8 protein-coding genes are annotated in these 15,908 nt (G+C 68.8%); 4 read left to right on the top strand and 4 right to left on the bottom strand.

The features are described from left to right. Positions 1 to 131 precede the first annotated feature (131 nt). A complete protein-coding gene (purL, locus tag ASD28_RS15115; RefSeq protein ID WP_056129403.1) occupies positions 132 to 4,172 on the bottom strand; it encodes a phosphoribosylformylglycinamidine synthase in 4,041 nt (1,346 codons plus the stop codon). A 171-nt stretch (positions 4,173 to 4,343) separates the two neighbouring features. On the opposite strand from purL, the gene ASD28_RS15120 reads away from it, so the two are divergent. Then, the gene (locus ASD28_RS15120; protein ID WP_082577271.1) at positions 4,344 to 6,035 is read left to right on the top strand and encodes a response regulator; all 1,692 of its coding nucleotides are present in this window, start codon (positions 4,344 to 4,346) and stop codon (positions 6,033 to 6,035) included. Between the two features lie 7 nt (positions 6,036 to 6,042). On the opposite strand, the gene ASD28_RS15125 is transcribed toward ASD28_RS15120, so the two are convergent. Both ASD28_RS15125 and ASD28_RS15130 read right to left on the bottom strand, forming a co-directional pair. After that, positions 6,043 to 8,166, bottom strand: a complete 2,124-nt coding sequence (locus ASD28_RS15125; protein WP_056129406.1) for a galactosylceramidase — start codon at positions 8,164 to 8,166, stop codon at positions 6,043 to 6,045. Between the two features lie 44 nt (positions 8,167 to 8,210). Then, positions 8,211 to 11,840: a hydantoinase B/oxoprolinase family protein gene (locus tag ASD28_RS15130; protein WP_056129409.1), complete on the bottom strand. Its 3,630-nt coding sequence runs from the start codon at positions 11,838 to 11,840 to the stop codon at positions 8,211 to 8,213. A 101-nt stretch (positions 11,841 to 11,941) separates the two neighbouring features. Between ASD28_RS15130 and ASD28_RS15135 the strand changes: the two genes are divergently transcribed. Then, positions 11,942 to 13,456, top strand: a complete 1,515-nt coding sequence (locus ASD28_RS15135) for a bifunctional ADP-dependent NAD(P)H-hydrate dehydratase/NAD(P)H-hydrate epimerase (protein WP_056129412.1) — start codon at positions 11,942 to 11,944, stop codon at positions 13,454 to 13,456. 6 nt (positions 13,457 to 13,462) lie between these two features. Here ASD28_RS15135 and ASD28_RS15140 read toward each other — a convergent pair whose 3' ends face one another. Then, on the bottom strand, positions 13,463 to 14,182 hold the full coding sequence (locus ASD28_RS15140; protein WP_056129416.1) for an ABC transporter ATP-binding protein: 720 nt from the start codon (positions 14,180 to 14,182) through the stop codon (positions 13,463 to 13,465). On the opposite strand from ASD28_RS15140, the gene ASD28_RS15145 reads away from it, so the two are divergent. Beyond that, on the top strand, positions 14,181 to 14,813 hold the full coding sequence (locus ASD28_RS15145; RefSeq protein WP_056129420.1) for an arylesterase: 633 nt from the start codon (positions 14,181 to 14,183) through the stop codon (positions 14,811 to 14,813). The two genes, ASD28_RS15140 and ASD28_RS15145, sit on opposite strands and share 2 nt — an antisense overlap. Beyond that, positions 14,813 to 15,865 (top strand): tRNA 2-selenouridine(34) synthase MnmH, encoded by a 1,053-nt coding sequence (gene mnmH / locus ASD28_RS15150; protein WP_056129421.1) that lies wholly within the window; start codon positions 14,813 to 14,815, stop codon positions 15,863 to 15,865. The genes ASD28_RS15145 and mnmH overlap by 1 nt, the downstream gene beginning before the upstream one ends. Positions 15,866 to 15,908: the final 43 nt, after the last annotated feature.

Consider the following 15,908-nt stretch of genomic DNA (forward strand, 5'->3'; position numbering starts at 1 on the left):
GTCCAAGTATTGCTGAACTACAGAGAGCTTGAACCGCTCATCGTACTTCGTCATGAAAAAACCCCAAAAGTTGGTGTCCAACTTTTGGGGTTCAGTTCAAGGCAGCGCTTTTTTCATGGAACCGACCGCGATCAGCCCACCCACTTCCGCGCATTCTGGAACATGCGCGCCCACGGCGAGTCCTCGCCCCAGCCGTCCGGATGCCACGACATCGTGACGGTACGCGCCACGCGCTCGGCGTGCGGCATCATCACGGTGAAGCGGCCGTCCGGCGTCGTGACGGCGGTCAGGCCTTCCGGCGAGCCGTTCGGGTTGAACGGATAGGCCTCGGTGGCGGCGCCGCGGTTGTCGATGTAGCGCAGCGCCTTCACGACCTGCGCGATGTCGCCGGTCTGCGAGAAGTCCGCGAAACCTTCGCCGTGCGCGATCGCCAGCGGCGCGTGCGTGCCCGCGAGATCCTGGAAGAAGATCGACGGCGAGTCCATCACCTCGACCATGCCGAAGCGCGCCTCGAACTGTTCCGACTTGTTGCGGGTGAACTTCGGCCATGCCTCGGCGCCCGGGATGATCGATTTCAGGTTGCTCATCATCTGGCAGCCGTTGCAGACGCCCAGGCCGAACGTGTCGCCGCGGCCGAAGAATTGCGCGAACGCCGCCTTCAGTTCCGGGTTGAACAGGATCGTCTTGGCCCAGCCTTCGCCGGCGCCCAGCACGTCGCCGTACGAGAAACCGCCGACGGCGATCAGGCCCTTGAAATCGTCCAGCTTCGCGCGGCCGGCGATCAGGTCGCTCATGTGCACGTCGACGGCCTTGAAGCCCGCCTGGTGCATCGCCCATGCCGTCTCGATATGCGAGTTGACACCCTGCTCGCGCAGGATCGCGACGGTCGGACGGGCACCGGTCGCAATGAACGGCGCGGCGATGTTCACGTTCGTGTCATGCACGAGCTTCGGGGTGAAGCCCGGATCCTGCTCGTCCAGCAGGCGCTCGTATTCCTGGTCCGCACACGCAGGGTTGTCGCGCAGGCGCGCGATGCGCCAGCTCGTCTCGCTCCACAGGCGGTGCAGTTCGCTGCGGCGCTTGTTGTAGATGACCTTCGTGTCGCGCGTGAATTCCACGACGCCGCGGTCGTTCACTTTACCGATGATGTGGCTGCAGGCGCCCAGCTCGAACGCGCGCAGCACGTTCATGACGTCCGATTTCTCGGCGGTCTTGACCTGCACGACGGCGCCCAGCTCTTCGCTGAACAGCGCGCGCAGCGTGAGGTCGTTGCGGCGCTCGCCCACTTGCGCCGCCCAGTTCTTGGCGTCGCCGTGGTCGGACGCGTGCTCGCCTTCCATCGTCAGGATGTCCAGGTTCACCGAGATGCCGGCGCGGCCCGCGAAGGCCATCTCGCACAGCGTGGCGTACAGGCCGCCGTCCGAACGGTCATGGTAGGCGAGCAGCTTGCCGTCGTTGTTCAGTTGCTGGATCGCCGCGAAGAAGGCTTTCAGGTCGGCCGGGTTGTCGACGTCCGGCGTGTCGTTGCCCAGCTGCTGCGTCACCTGCGCCAGCGCGGAGGCGCCGAGGCGGTTCTTGCCGCGGCCCAGGTCGATGAGGATCAGCGACGTGTCGCCCAGGTCCGTGCGCAGTTGCGGCGTCAGGGTTTTACGGACGTCGGTGACGGGCGCGAAGCTCGACACGATCAGCGACACCGGCGAGACGACGGCCTTGTTCTCGCCGTCTTCATTCCACGTCGTCCGCATCGACAGGGAGTCCTTGCCGACCGGGATCGAGACGCCCAGCGCCGGGCACAGCTCCATGCCGACGGCTTTCACGGTGTCGAACAGCGCGGCGTCCTGGCCCGGCTGGCCGCATGCGGCCATCCAGTTCGCGGACAGCTTGATCGCGGCGATGTCGGCGATCGGCGCGGCGGCGATATTCGTGATCGCCTCGCCGACGGCCATGCGGCCCGACGCGGCCGCGTCGATGACGGCGACCGGCGTACGTTCGCCCATCGCCATCGCTTCGCCCTTGTAGCCTTCGAAGCTCAGCGTGGTGACGGCGCAGTCGGCCACCGGCACCTGCCACGGGCCGACCATCTGGTCGCGCACGCTCATGCCGCCGACGGTCCTGTCGCCGATCGTGATCAGGAACGATTTGTCGGCGACGGTCGGCAGCAGCAGCACGCGGCGCGCCACTTCTTCCAGGTCCAGGCCCGTGACGTCGACCGGCTTGAACTGGTCTTTCACGTGCTCGACGTTGCGGTGCATCTTCGGCGGCTTGCCCAGCAGGACGTCCATCGGCATGTCGACCGGCGATGTGTTCGTGATCGGATCGATCAGGCGCAGCTGGCGCTCTTCGGTGGCAACACCGACCGCGGCGAACGGGCAGCGCTCGCGTTCGCAGATGGCGGCGAAGCGCGGCAGGTCGTCCGGCGCGATGGCCAGCACGTAGCGCTCCTGCGATTCGTTGCTCCAGATTTCCTTCGGCGACATGCCGCTTTCTTCCAGCGGCACCTTGCGCAGGTCGAACGTGGCGCCGCGCCTGGCGTCGTTCGTGATTTCCGGGAAGGCGTTCGAGATGCCGCCCGCGCCCACGTCGTGAATCGAGATGATCGGGTTCTCGGCGCCCAGCTGCCAGCAGCTGTTGATGACTTCCTGCGCGCGGCGCTCCATCTCCGGGTTGCCGCGCTGGACCGAGTCGAAGTCCAGGTCGGCCGTGTTGGTGCCCGTCGCCATCGACGACGCGGCCGCGCCGGCCATGCCGATGCGCATGCCCGGACCGCCCAGCTGCAGCAGCAGGCTGCCGACCGGGATGTCGTTCTTGTGCGTGTGTGCGTCCGAGATGTTGCCGATGCCGCCCGCGATCATGATCGGCTTGTGGTAGCCGAACACGGTATTGCCGTTGATGGCGGTCGGGCCGACGTTCTGTTCGTAGACGCGGAAATAGCCGCCGAGGTTAGGCCGGCCGAATTCGTTGTTGAAGGCGGCGCCGCCCAGCGGGCCGTCGACCATGATCTGCAGCGGCGACGCGATGCGTTCCGGCTTGCCGTACACCGTAGCGCTGCCCGTCTTGTCGGCCGAGTTCACGTTGGCCGCGTTTTCCCACGGCTGCACGGCGTCCGGCAGGTACAGGTTCGACACCGTGAAGCCGGTCAGGCCGGCCTTCGGCTTGGCGCCGCGGCCCGTCGCACCCTCGTCGCGGATCTCGCCGCCGGCGCCGGTGGAGGCGCCCGGGAACGGGGAAATCGCGGTCGGGTGGTTGTGCGTCTCGACCTTCATCAGCGTGTGCGTCAGCTGCGTGACCGGCGCGTATTCCTGGCTGCCGGCCTGCGGATAGAAGCGCAGCGCCTCCGCGCCTTCCATGATCGCCGAGTTGTCGCTGTACGCGACGATCGTGCCCTTCGGCTGCAGCTGGTGCGTATTCTTGATCATCTGGAACAGGGATTTGTCCTGTTTCGCGCCGTCGATGGTCCACTCGGCGTTGAAGATCTTGTGGCGGCAGTGCTCCGAGTTCGCCTGCGCGAACATCATCAGCTCGACGTCCGTCGGGTTGCGCTGGACGCGGGCGAAGGCCTCGAACAAATAGTCGATCTCGTCCTCGGCCAGGGCGAGACCCATCGTGGCGTTCGCTTCGACGAGGGCGTCGCGGCCGCGGCCCAGCACGTCGATCTGGTCCAGCGGGCGGCTTTCCAGCTCCGTGAACAGGGCCTGCGCCTGGTCGGCACTGCGCAGCACCGTTTCCGTCATGCGGTCGTGCAGCAGCGCGGCGACGGCCTGGATCTCGTCGTCGGCCAGCTTCTTAGGCGCGCCGAAGCCGGTGCCGAGGATGCCGCCCTTCAGGACGACCTTGAACGCGACGCCGCGCTCGACGCGGTGGATGTGGGCCATGCCGCAGTTATGGGCGATGTCGGTCGCTTTCGACGCCCACGGCGAGATGGTGCCCAGGCGCGGGATCACGAAGAACTCCTCGGTGACGCCCTCGTACTGCGTTTCCGGCACGGGCTCCCCATAGGTGAGCATGGCCGTCAAGCGCCCGGTGTCCTCCGTGGACAGGGGGGCGCTTGCGTCGATGAAGTGGTAGTAGCGCGCCGACACGTCGGCAATCGTCGGGGCGACGGCTTGCAGTTGCGTGAGAAGGCGTTGGCTACGGAAGGCAGAGAGGGCGTTGGAACCCGGCAGAATCAACATGGCTTGGAAGTCGGTTGATGCAGCGTGGCTGCGGGTGAAAGAAGCCCGGTATTATACAGCGTTGCCCCCTTCCCCGTCTGGCATGAGGCCCGCACCGGAGGCAAAAAGTTGCCGACCTTGCAGCTTAGCGGTATCGTAGTGTCGAAAAACCCCTGACGGTTTCCGAGACGCATGCCAGAAAACAGCTCATCCAGCCCAGCCGGCACGACGCAGAACGCGCAGATCAGCAATCAGTTGAATGCGCAACTGAGCGTGCTCATCGTCGACCCGAACCCGGCCCTGCGGGCGAACCTGCAGAACATGCTCAACCAGGCGGGCGTGACGCGCATCGAGTCCGCCGTCAACGCGAGCACCGCGATCAAGGCGCTCGGCCGCAAGTCCTTCGACATCGTCCTGTGCGAGTACGACCTCAGCGGCGGAACGGCGAACGCCGAAGGCCAGGACGGCCAGCAGCTGCTGGAAGACCTGCGCCACCACCGCCTCATCGCGCCCTGGGCCATCTTCATCATGCTGACGGCGGAAGGCGCGTACGGCAAGGTGGTCAGCGCGGCCGAGCTCACGCCCACGGACTACATCCTGAAGCCGTTCACGGCGCAGGCGCTGCACCAGCGCATCCAGAAGGCCGTCGCCCGCCGCGCCGCCCTGCTCCCCGTGTACCAGCTGATCGCACAGGCGCGCCCGCGCGAAGCGATCGACGCCGCCATCGAATCGGCCCGCACGCGCCCGCACTACGCCCTCGATTTCGCGCGGCTGCGCGCGGAACTGCACGTGTCGCTGAAGGAGCACGAGCTGGCCGAAACCGTCTACCGCGACGTGCTGGCCGAAAAGCCGGTGGGCTGGGCACGGCTCGGGCTCGCGCGCGCCATCGCCGCCCAGGGCCGCATGGACGAAGCGATCCCTCTGCTGGAACACATCGTGGCCGAGAACCCGCGCCTGATGGCCGCCTACGACCTGCTCGCGCGCTGCCAGCAGGAGCGCGGCGAGGCGGCACTCGCCAAGAAGACGCTGGAGGACGCCGTCGCCATCTCGCCGTACGTCGTGCGGCGCCTGCGCCGGCTGGGCGAGGTGGCGCTGGAAGCGGGCGACGCGGACGGCGCCGAGAAATCGTTCCGGCAAGTCGTGACGCGTTCCCGTTATTCCGAATTCCGCAACCCCGAAGACCACGTGAACCTCGTCCGGGCGCTCGTCGGCAAGGGCGATCCGGCCGGCGCGTCGACCGTGATCCGCGACCTCGAACGCTCGCTGCGCGGCACGCCGGCGGCCGATGCGTGCAAGGCGATCTCGGTGGCGCTGCTGCACGACCTGGCCGGCAACGGCGCGGCGGCCGTCAAGGAGCTCAAGCTCGCGGTAGACGCCGTGCGCGCGGGCGGCGCGCTGTCGCCCACTATGCGCGTGGGCCTCGCGCAAACCTGCCTCGCGCACCGCATGGACGACGAGGCGTCGGAAGTGATGCTCGGCGCGCTGAACGGCGGCGACGACGCGCTGTCCGCGCAGCAGGCGCTGAACGTGTTCGTGCGCGCGGGCCGGCCCGACCTGGCGGACGGCATGGGCAAGCAGTTGCGCGCCCAGGCCCAGATCCTGCTGGGCGTCGCGGACGAGAAGCGCAACATGGGGGACGTGCGCGGCGCCGTCCAGACCCTGCTGGAAGCGCTGCACATGGCGCCGAACAACCTGCAGGTGATGATCGCCGTCGTCGGCGGCGTCCTCCGCCAGATCATGGAGATGGGCTGGGACCACCCGCTGGCCGCGCTGTCGGAAGAACAGCTGGAACACATCCGCGCGCTCGATCCCGCGCATCCGCGGCTCGCGGCGCTGGATGCGGAGATGGAGGCGGCGAAGCGGAAGTACGGTATTTCGACCTGATCGCCGATCAGCGCTTGCGGGCGTACAGCGGCGCCTGTCCCGGCAACGGCTTCGTCGGCGGCGGCAGCGCGCCGTCGACACGGTTGAGCACGACGTCGCGGTAGTACGGCATGCTGAGGCCTGTCTGCGCCGGTCCCGCCAGCAGGCCGGCCATGCCTTTGCCGTACATGGCATCGGTCGCCTCCACCACCGGCTTGCCGTCGACGTAGCCGCGGATGCGCGTCCCGCTGAACTGCAGTTTCAACGTATGCCAGCGATCGGCCGCCACACCGGCCAGCGGCGCCGACGCCAGCACCTTCTCTCCGCCCTCCGCCGCATCGTTCGCCGCCTTGATCAGCGCCTGCTGCTCGGCATCGCCGACGAGCGCCTTCTTGTCCACCTTGCCGCGCACCACGACGAGCCGCACCTCGCCCGTGCCGTCCAGTTCCAGCAGATAGCCTTTCGGGATCGCGCCGTAGCCGCTGCCCACGTCGTTGATGCGGCCCATCACGGCGGCCGATTCGCCGCGGCCCACCCTCACGTCCGCGCTGACCTCGTAGTCGGTCCAGCCGTCGTCGCCGAGGATCGTGTACGGCTTCCAGTCCGGCGCCCACGAATGCGGCCTCACGGGCACGCCCTGGCGCAGGCAGGTGCGCCGGTCGCCGGGGCACGGCGCCAGCTCGAACGCGCCTTCGATGTCGGCGAAGTAGCGCGGCAGATAACCCCATGCGCGCGCATCCCGGTAGTCATCGAAGTTTGCACGGTACGGGAACGGAAAGGCCTGTTGCGCGGGGACGCCGGCGAATCCGCCCTTTTGCTGGCCGCGCGTGGTCGTCAGCGAATAGATCGCGTCCGGATCGACCGTCAGCGCCACCGCGCCGCCCTCCGGATGCAGGTCCGCCACGTGCACGAACTGCGCCCGCGCGTCGCTGCGCCACACGGCCACGTCGGCTGTCGACAGGCCGGCGCCGACCGCCACGCGCACCGTCTGCGGCGCTCTCGCCTGGCGCGTCTCGATGATCACGCTGTAGTCCGCGCCCGGCGATTTCAGCGTCACGTAGCTGCCGCCGTCCTGCAACGCGCCGCTGCCCTGCGGCACATACGTCCACCCGGCCGCCGTGAACTGGCCGTAGTGCGCATAGGCCCACAGCTGCGGATTCACCTCGTAGTGGCCGCTCCACGGCCAGTTCGCGCGGATCGCCGCCTCCTTCACGCCCGAATACGGTTCCAGCGTGTACAGGCCCGCGATGCCGTACCAGTTGACGATCTTCGTCACGCCGCTGTCGATCCAGTTGCGGTTGAACGCCTGGACGATCCCGAGCGCGCCGTCGAAGCCGGCCACGTAGACGTGCTGCTCGGTATTCCAGATCGGCTTGCCCAGCGCGGCCGCCGCCTCGCGCACCCAGGTCGGCACGACCGATTCCGGCGCGTTGATGTGGGCGCCGATGATGTCGATCGCGTCGCGCAGGCCCGCGTCCTTCGGCATGTCCTTCACGAAGTCGAACTTCGTGTCGTCGGGCCAGTTGTCGAAGCTGTGCAGCTTCACCTTGGAGAATCCGCCGGCGTCGAGGCGGGCGCGCAGCGTCTTCGCGAAATCGTAGCTGACGCCCTTCTCGTTGCGGCTGCCGATCGCGTCGAGCTCCAGCCCGTACACGTCGCGCAGGCCTTTCAGCCAGCTGACGTAGTAGTCGGCGCCGTCCGGCGAAAAGAATTCGTGGCTGCCGCCGCTGTCGCCGATCCAGCCCGGGGCGCTCCACGCGGCGGCGTCCAGGGTCAGCGCGGGATTGCGCCGCTTCGCCTCGCGCAGCACCCACCACGTATAGCCGCGGCCGTAGTCGACGTCGGCGCGCGTATGCCGATGGCTGGGCATGGAGCCCTGCGTGGAATTGCCGTCGCCCGGAATCTCGACGATAAGCGCGCTGATCGAGGCGCCGAACTTCGGCTTGTACATCAGGTCGAGGATCTGGCTGCGCTGCGGCTCGGGATAATCCTTCAGCAGCACCGACGTCGCCCCGCCGCCGTCGACCACGCCGATGCCGTCGAAGCGGGTGCCGGGCGCCCGTCCGTCCAGCGTGATGGTCTGGACGCCGGCAAAGGCAGGCAGCGCCGCGGTCAGCGCCAGGGAAAGCAGGAGGGTTCGTCGCGTAGTCATGACCGAAGTATGGGCCGCGGCTTACGCAAAGAACAATTCCGATTTCATATGGGCGTTTTCGAAAATGGCATACCTGCCGCGTCTCCATACGCGCCGCCGCCCGGCGTCTCGATGACGAACACGTCGCCGGCCCCCATCTCCGCCTTGCCGATGTGCCCCAGTTCCTCGACGCGTCCGTCGGCCCGCTCCACGAGATTGCGACCGCGCGCGCCGGGCGCGCCGCCGGCCATGCCGAACGGCGCGTGGATGCGGTTGTTGGACAGGATCGCCGCCGTCATCGGTTCGAGGAAGCGGATGCGCCGCACGCCGCCGTTCCCGCCGTGCCAGCGCCCCGCCCCGCCGGAACCGGCGCGGATCGCATAACTCTCCAGGCGGACGGGAAAACGGAATTCCAGGATCTCCGGGTCCGTCAGCCGGGAGTTCGTCATATTGGTCTGCACGACGTCCGTGCCGTCGAAGCCCGGCCCCGCGCCGGAGCCGCCGGAGATGGTCTCGTAATACTGGTAGCGCGCATTCCCGAACGTGAAGTTGTTCATCGTGCCCTGCGCCGCCGCCATCACGCCGAGCGCGCCGTACAGCGCGTTCGTGATGCACGTCGACGTCTCCACATTGCCCGACACGACGGATGCCGGATAGTGCGGGTTCAGCATGGAGCCCGGCGGGATGATCACCTTCAGCGGCTTCAGGCAGCCCGCGTTCAGCGGGATCTCGTCGTCGACCAGCGTGCGGAACACGTACAGCACCGCCGCCATGCAGACGGCGGACGGCGCATTGAAATTGTTCGGCAGCTGGCCGGACGTGCCCGTAAAATCGATCTCCGCGCTGCGCGCCGCGCGGTCGACGCGGATCGTCACTTCGATGCGCGCGCCGTTATCGAGCTCGTTGACGAAGTGCCCGTCCGCCAGCGCCGTGATCACGCGCCGCACGGCTTCCTCGGCATTGTCCTGCACGTGTCCCATGTAGGCGCGCACGACCTCCAGGCCGTATAAGGCGACCATCTTGCGCAGCTCGTCGACACCCTTCTGGTTCGCCGCCACCTGGGCCCGCAAGTCGGCCAGGTTCTGGTCCGGATTGCGCGCAGGCCAGCGCGCGCCGGCCAGCAGGGCGTGGGTTTCGGCCTCGCGCAGCACGCCGTCCGCGCCGTCGACCAGCTTGAAATTGTCGATCAGGACGCCCTCCTCCTCGATGTGCGTGGAGTCGGGCGGCATCGAGCCCGGCGTCGTGCCGCCGATGTCCGCGTGGTGGCCGCGCGAGCCCACGTAGAACAGGATGTCCTTGTCCGCCGCGTCGAACACGGGAGAAATGACCGTCACGTCGGGCAGGTGCGTGCCGCCGTTGTACGGGTCGTTCAGCACGTAGACGTCGCCCGCCTTCATCGTCCCCGCGTTCTTGCGCATCACGGCCTTGATGCTCTCCCCCATCGACCCGAGGTGCACGGGCATGTGCGGCGCGTTCGCGACGAGGTTGCCGTCCGCGTCGAAGATGGCGCAGCTGAAGTCCAGGCGTTCCTTGATATTGACGGAGTACGCCGTGTTCTGCAGGCGCAGGCCCATCTGCTCGGCGATGGACATAAAGAGGTTGTTGAAGATCTCCAGCATCACCGGATCGACCGACGTGCCGATCGCGTGGCGCTGCGGCAGCGCGTGCACGCGGCGCAGCACGAGGTGGTTGTACGCCGTGACCTCGGCGCGCCAGCCCGGCTCCACGATCGTCGTCGCATTCGCTTCCGCGATGATGGCCGGGCCGTCGATGACGTCGCCCGGCGCGATGTCCTGGCGGCGGTACACGCCCGTGTCGCGCCACGCGCCGTCGGCATACATCCTTACCGTCTCGAACACCGGCGCGGCGCCGCCGCGCCCAACGGCGTCCGCCTGCTGCTCGGGCGGCGCATCGGAGCGCCCCAGCGCTTCCACCGACACGGCTTCCACGACGAGCGCCTTGCCCGGCATGAGGAAGGAAAAGCGCCGGCGGTACGCCTGCTCGAATTGCGCCTGCAACGCGGCGCGGTCGCCATCCGGCACGACGATGGCGGAATCCGTGCCCTCGTAGCGCAGGTGCACGCGCCGTAGCACGTCGATGCGCTCCGGCGCCACGCCCTGCGCCGCGAGGTCGGCGCGCGCCGCCTCGGCCAGCGTATCCAGCCCGGCCGCCAATGCATCGGGGCCGACGTCGTCCAGCCGCCGCTCGACGGCCCGCTCGCGCATCGCGCTCTGGTCCGCGAGACCCATGCCATAGGCCGAGAGCACGCCCGCCAGCGAGTGGATGAACACCGTCTTCATGCCCAGCGCGTCCGCGACGAGGCAGGCGTGCTGCCCGCCCGCCCCGCCGAAACTCGTGAGCGCGTAGTCCGTGACGTCGTGCCCGCGCTGCACGGAGATCTGCTTGATCGCGTTGGCCATATTGCCCACGGCGATGCGGATGAAGCCCTCGGCGACGGCTTCGGGCTGCGGCCGCGTCCCGGTCGCGCGTTCGACGTCGGCGGCCATCGCGTCGAAGCCCGCGCGCACGGCATCCGCATCGAGCGGCTGGTCGGCGCCGGGGCCGAACAGGTGCGGGAAGTGCCGGGGCTGGATCTTGCCCAGCATGACGTTGCAGTCCGTGACGGCCAGCGGTCCGCCGCGCCGGTAGCTCGCGGGACCGGGATTCGCGCCGGCGCTGTCCGGTCCCACGCGGTAGCGGCTGCCGTCGAAATGCAGGACCGAGCCGCCGCCCGCGGCGACGGTGTGGATGCTCATCATGGGCGCGCGCATGCGTACGCCGGCCACCTGCGTCTCGAACACGCGCTCGAATTCGCCCGCATAGTGCGACACGTCGGTCGACGTGCCGCCCATGTCGAAGCCGATGATGCGCTCGAAGCCGGCCAGGCGGCTCGCGCGCACCATGCCGACGATGCCGCCGGCGGGGCCGGACAGGATGCTGTCCTTGCCCTGGAACGCGCGCGCATCCGCCAGGCCGCCGCTGGACTGCATGAATTGCAGGTTCACGCCCGGCAGCTCGGACGCCACCTGGTCCACGTAGCGGCGCAGGATCGGCGACAGGTACGCATCCACGACCGTCGTGTCGCCCCGCGCCACGAGTTTCATCAGGGGACTCGTCGCGTGCGACACGGACACCTGCGTAAAACCGATGGCGCGGCCGATGCGCGCGACGGCGTCCTCGTGCTGGTGGTAGCGATAGCCGTGCATGAACACGATGGCGAGCGCGCGGATGCCGGCGTCGTACGCCGCCTGCAGGTCGCGCCGCGCGGCCGCCTCGTCGAGCGGAACGACGACGTCGCCGTGGGCGCCGATGCGTTCGTCGACTTCGATCACGCGGCCATACAGCAGCTCGGGCAGCACGATGTGCCGGTCGAACAGGCGCGGACGGTTCTGGTAGGCGATCCGCAACGCGTCACGGAAACCCCGCGTGATCGCGAGCACGGTCGGCTCGCCCTTGCGCTCCAGCAGCGCATTGGTCGCGACCGTCGTGCCCATCTTGACGGCCTCCACCTGTCCGGCGGGGATGGGCGCGCCGGGCGCCAGGCCGAGCAGGTGGCGGATGCCCGCCACGGCCGCGTCCCGGTACTGTTCAGGATTTTCCGAGAGCAGCTTGTGCGTGACGAGGCTGCCGTCGGGCCGGCGCGCCACGATGTCCGTGAACGTACCGCCGCGGTCGATCCAGAACTGCCAATCCATCGTATGTCCCCAGAAAGTCATCGAGCGGCTATTGTAGTCGCGCGTGGCGCCGATTTTGGCGACAATGCAGTTTTCGCAATCTTTACGAGCCTGGAACCACCATGGACAATCCGCTCTACAGCGTCGCGCAGATCCGCGCCATCGAACAGGCCGCGCAGTCGCAGCTCCGGCCGCTCGGCACCTCTGGTCCCTCGCCGCTCATGCGGCGCGCCGGCGAGGCCGCGTCCACGTACGCGCTCGAAGTGCTGGGCGGCCTGCCGACGGGCCGCATCCTCGTGCTGGCCGGCCCCGGCAACAACGGCGGCGATGCGCTGGAAGTGGCCGCGAACCTGGCCAATCTGGGCGCCAACGTGGACGTCGTCCACCTCGCCGGCGCGGCCCCGTCGCCCGAGACCGCGCACGCCCTCGCGCGCGCCCAGGCCAGCCGGGCGCGCTTCGTGTCCGGCGTCGCGGACTGCAACGGCTGCTGCCTGGTCGTCGACGGCCTGTTCGGCATCGGCCTCGCGCGGCCGCTCGCGGGGCAGGCGCGCGCGCTCGTCGAACGGACGCACGGCATGGCGTGCCCGGTGCTCGCGCTGGACGTGCCGAGCGGCCTCGATGCGGACACGGGGAGCGTCATCGGCCCGGATGGCGTCGCCGTGCGCGCCACGCATACCATCACCTTCCTCGGCGACAAGCCGGGCCTGCACACGGGCGACGGCTGCGACCACGCGGGCCGCGTGCACGTCAACCGCCTCGGTGCGCATGGCCTGCACACGGAAGCCGCGCACGCGCGCCTGAACGCCCCCGCCCTGTTCGCGGGTTGCCTCGCGCCACGCCGCAATAATTCGCACAAGGGCACCTATGGGGACGTCGCCGTGCTGGGCGGGGCGCGCGGGATGGCGGGTGCCGGCATCCTCGCGGCGCGCGCGGCGCTGTATGCGGGCGCGGGCCGCGTGTTCGTGGCCGCCGTCGATCCGGGGCCGGGCCTCGATCCGCTGCAGCCGGAAATCATGTTCCGCGACGCGGCGGGCTTCGCGTTCGACGGCCGCACCGTCGTCGCCGGTCCCGGCATGGGCGATTCCGCCGGCGCCACGCACCTGCTGTCGAAAGTCATCGACGGCACGGGGCCGCTCGTGGTCGATGCGGACGCGCTGAACCTGTGCGCGGCGAGCCCCGACCTGGCCGCGCGCCTGGCCGCGCACGGCGGCGAAGTCGTCATCACGCCGCACCCGCTGGAAGCCGCGCGCCTGCTCGGCGTCACGGCCGCCGTCGTGCAGGCCGACCGGCTGGAGAATGCGCGCGAGCTGGCGGAGCGGCTGGATGCCGTCGTCGTGCTGAAAGGCGCGGGCAGCGTCATCGCGCGGCCGGACGGGGAAGTGGCGCTGAATGCGACGGGCAATCCGGGCCTTGCCACGGGCGGCACGGGCGACGTGCTGGCGGGTCTCGTCGGCACCTTGCTCGGCCAGGGCTGGCCCGCGTGGGAAGCGGCGCTGGCCGCGACGTGGCTGCACGGCGCGGCGGCCGACCGGCTCGTGGCAGGCGGCGCCGGCCCCATCGGCCTCACGGCGGGCGAGCTGCCGCGTGCGATCCGCGCCGAGCTGAATGCGCTCGTCGCCGACGCGGCGCTGGCCTGAAGGGTGTTACACGACCAGGCGGCCCGCCGCGATCGTCAGCGTGCGGCCGCAGCGCGCGGCCATCGCGGGATCGTGGGTGACGAGGACAAGGGTCGAGCCGCGCTCGCGATTCAATTCGAACATCAGCTGGATGACGGCTTCACCGGTGGCGGCATCGAGACTGCCCGTGGGCTCGTCGGCGAACAGCAGCGGCGGTTCGGTGACGAACGCGCGGGCCAGCGCCACGCGCTGCTGCTCGCCGCCCGACAGGTACTTCGGATAGTGGCGCAGGCGGCTCGACAGGCCCACGCGGCCCAGCATCGCCTCGGCCTTCGCGCGCGCGTCCGCGTCGCCCCGCAGTTCCAGCGGCAGCATCACGTTTTCCAGCGCGTTCAGGTGCCCGAGCAACTGGAACGACTGGAACACGAAGCCCAGCTTCGCCTTGCGGAACGCGGCGCGGCCATCCTCGTCGAGGGCGAAGATATCCGTACCGTCGAGCAGGACCTGGCCCGACGATGGCGTATCGAGGCCGGCCAGCAGGCCGAGCAAGGTGGACTTGCCGGAGCCGGAAGCGCCGACGAGGGCGAGCGTCTCGGCCGGTTGCACGGTAAAATCCACCTCGTGCAGGATCGTGAGCTCGCCGCTGGCATCCGCCACGCGCTTCGACAGGCCGCGGACCTCGATGGCCGGCCTTGCCGTTCCGCTCACACTTGAACTGCCTTTTGACGCCTCGGGAATATCACGCATGCTTGCTTTACTCAGGAAATGGACGATCGCTGCCGTCGCGGTGCTTGGCATGACCGCGGCGGGGAGCGCCTATTCTGCCCCAAAAACCGTGCTCGTGGTGGGCGACAGCCTGTCCGCCGAATACGGCCTCGCGCGCGGCACCGGCTGGGTCGCCCTGCTGGAACAGCGCCTGAAGGCCGAGAAGATCGACGCGCACATCGTCAACGCCAGCATCAGCGGCGAGACGACGAGCGGCGGCCGCACGCGCCTGCCCGTCCTGCTGCAGCAGCACAAGCCAGACGTCGTCGTGCTGGAACTGGGCGCGAACGACGGCCTGCGCGGCCTGAGCGTGCCGGCCGCCGCGGACAACCTGCGCACGATGATCCAGCTCGCGCAGCAGAACAAGGCCAAGGTCCTGCTCGTCGGCATGCGCATGCCGCCCAACTACGGCCGCGCCTACACCGAACGCTTCGCCGGCATGTACAAGGACCTCGCCGGTACATACAAAGTGCCGCTGGTGCCGTTCATGCTGGACGGCGTCGCGCAAGACGCGGCAAACTTCCAGGCCGACCGCATGCACCCGCTCGCGACCGCCCATCCGACCATCCTCAACAACATCTGGCCGCAATTCGCGCCTCTCGTCAAACGATAATGAAATACCCCGCAGTCCTCGGCGTCGACGACGTCCTGCCCATGCTCGACCAGTTCGACACCATCATCGACGCGCGCAGCGAGTCCGAGTTCGCGCTCGACCGCATCCCGGGCGCCATCAATTGCCCCACGCTGGACGACGCGCAGCGCGTCCTCGTCGGCACCACGTACAAGCAGGTCGGCGCCTTCGAGGCGAAGAAGATCGGCGCCCCGCTCGTCGCGCAGAACATCGCGCGCTACGTCGAGACGCTGTTCGCCGACAAGCCGAAAGACTGGAAACCGCTCGTCTACTGCTGGCGCGGCGGCAACCGCAGCGGCTCGATGGCCCTGATCTTCGCCAAGATCGGCTGGCCCGTCGTGCAGCTCGACGGCGGCTACAAGGCGTATCGCGCCTACGTCGCGGCCGCGCTGGAAAACCCGCCGGCGCTGGATTTCCGGGTCATTTGCGGCACGACGGGCAGCGGCAAGAGCCGCCTGCTCGAAACGCTGGAATCCATCGGCGCGCAGGTGCTCGACCTGGAGCGCCTCGCCGCGCACCGCGGCTCCGTCCTCGGCCACCTGCCGGGCGAGCCGCAGCCGAGCCAGAAGATGTTCGAGACGCGCATCTGGGACAAGCTGCGCCGCTTCGATCCGTCCAGGCCCGTGTTCGTGGAATCGGAGAGCAAGAAGGTGGGCAACCTGCGCGTGCCTGAGGTAGTCATGGAACGCATGCGCGCCGCGCCCTGCATTTCGCTGCAGCTGGACCGTCCCCATCGGGTGCAGCTGCTGATGGAAGACTACCACCACTTCTGCGCCGACCCGGGCGCATTGAATGCGCAGCTGGACCATCTGGTGCAACTGCACGGCCGCGCGCGCATCGAAACGTGGCACCAGATGGCCAATACGGGGCAGATGCCGGCGCTCGTCGACCAGCTGCTCGTCGAGCACTACGACCCCGCCTACCTGCGCTCGATCGACCGGAATTTCGTGCACTACCCGCAGGCCGAGGCGCTGACCTTGCCGGGCATCTCGAAGGACGACTTCATCGCGGCCGCGCGGCATCTGCACGGCTAGGACTGGCACGGCTCTTGCTGCGTGTCTCTCTCCTGAACCGCAC

The sequence above is a fragment of the Massilia sp. Root133 genome, from assembly GCF_001426525.1.
Taxonomy (GTDB): Bacteria; Pseudomonadota; Gammaproteobacteria; order Burkholderiales; family Burkholderiaceae_D; genus Telluria; species Telluria orientalis.

Coding starts and splice junctions, on each gene's coding strand:
- purL (WP_056129403.1), bottom strand. CDS start 4,172: ATGTTGATTCTGCCGGGTTCCAACGCCCTCTCTGCCTTCCGTAGCCAA.
- ASD28_RS15120 (WP_082577271.1), top strand. CDS start 4,344: ATGCCAGAAAACAGCTCATCCAGCCCAGCCGGCACGACGCAGAACGCG.
- ASD28_RS15125 (WP_056129406.1), bottom strand. CDS start 8,166: ATGACTACGCGACGAACCCTCCTGCTTTCCCTGGCGCTGACCGCGGCG.
- ASD28_RS15130 (WP_056129409.1), bottom strand. CDS start 11,840: ATGGATTGGCAGTTCTGGATCGACCGCGGCGGTACGTTCACGGACATC.
- ASD28_RS15135 (WP_056129412.1), top strand. CDS start 11,942: ATGGACAATCCGCTCTACAGCGTCGCGCAGATCCGCGCCATCGAACAG.
- ASD28_RS15145 (WP_056129420.1), top strand. CDS start 14,181: ATGCTTGCTTTACTCAGGAAATGGACGATCGCTGCCGTCGCGGTGCTT.
- ASD28_RS15140 (WP_056129416.1), bottom strand. CDS start 14,182: ATGCGTGATATTCCCGAGGCGTCAAAAGGCAGTTCAAGTGTGAGCGGA.
- mnmH (WP_056129421.1), top strand. CDS start 14,813: ATGAAATACCCCGCAGTCCTCGGCGTCGACGACGTCCTGCCCATGCTC.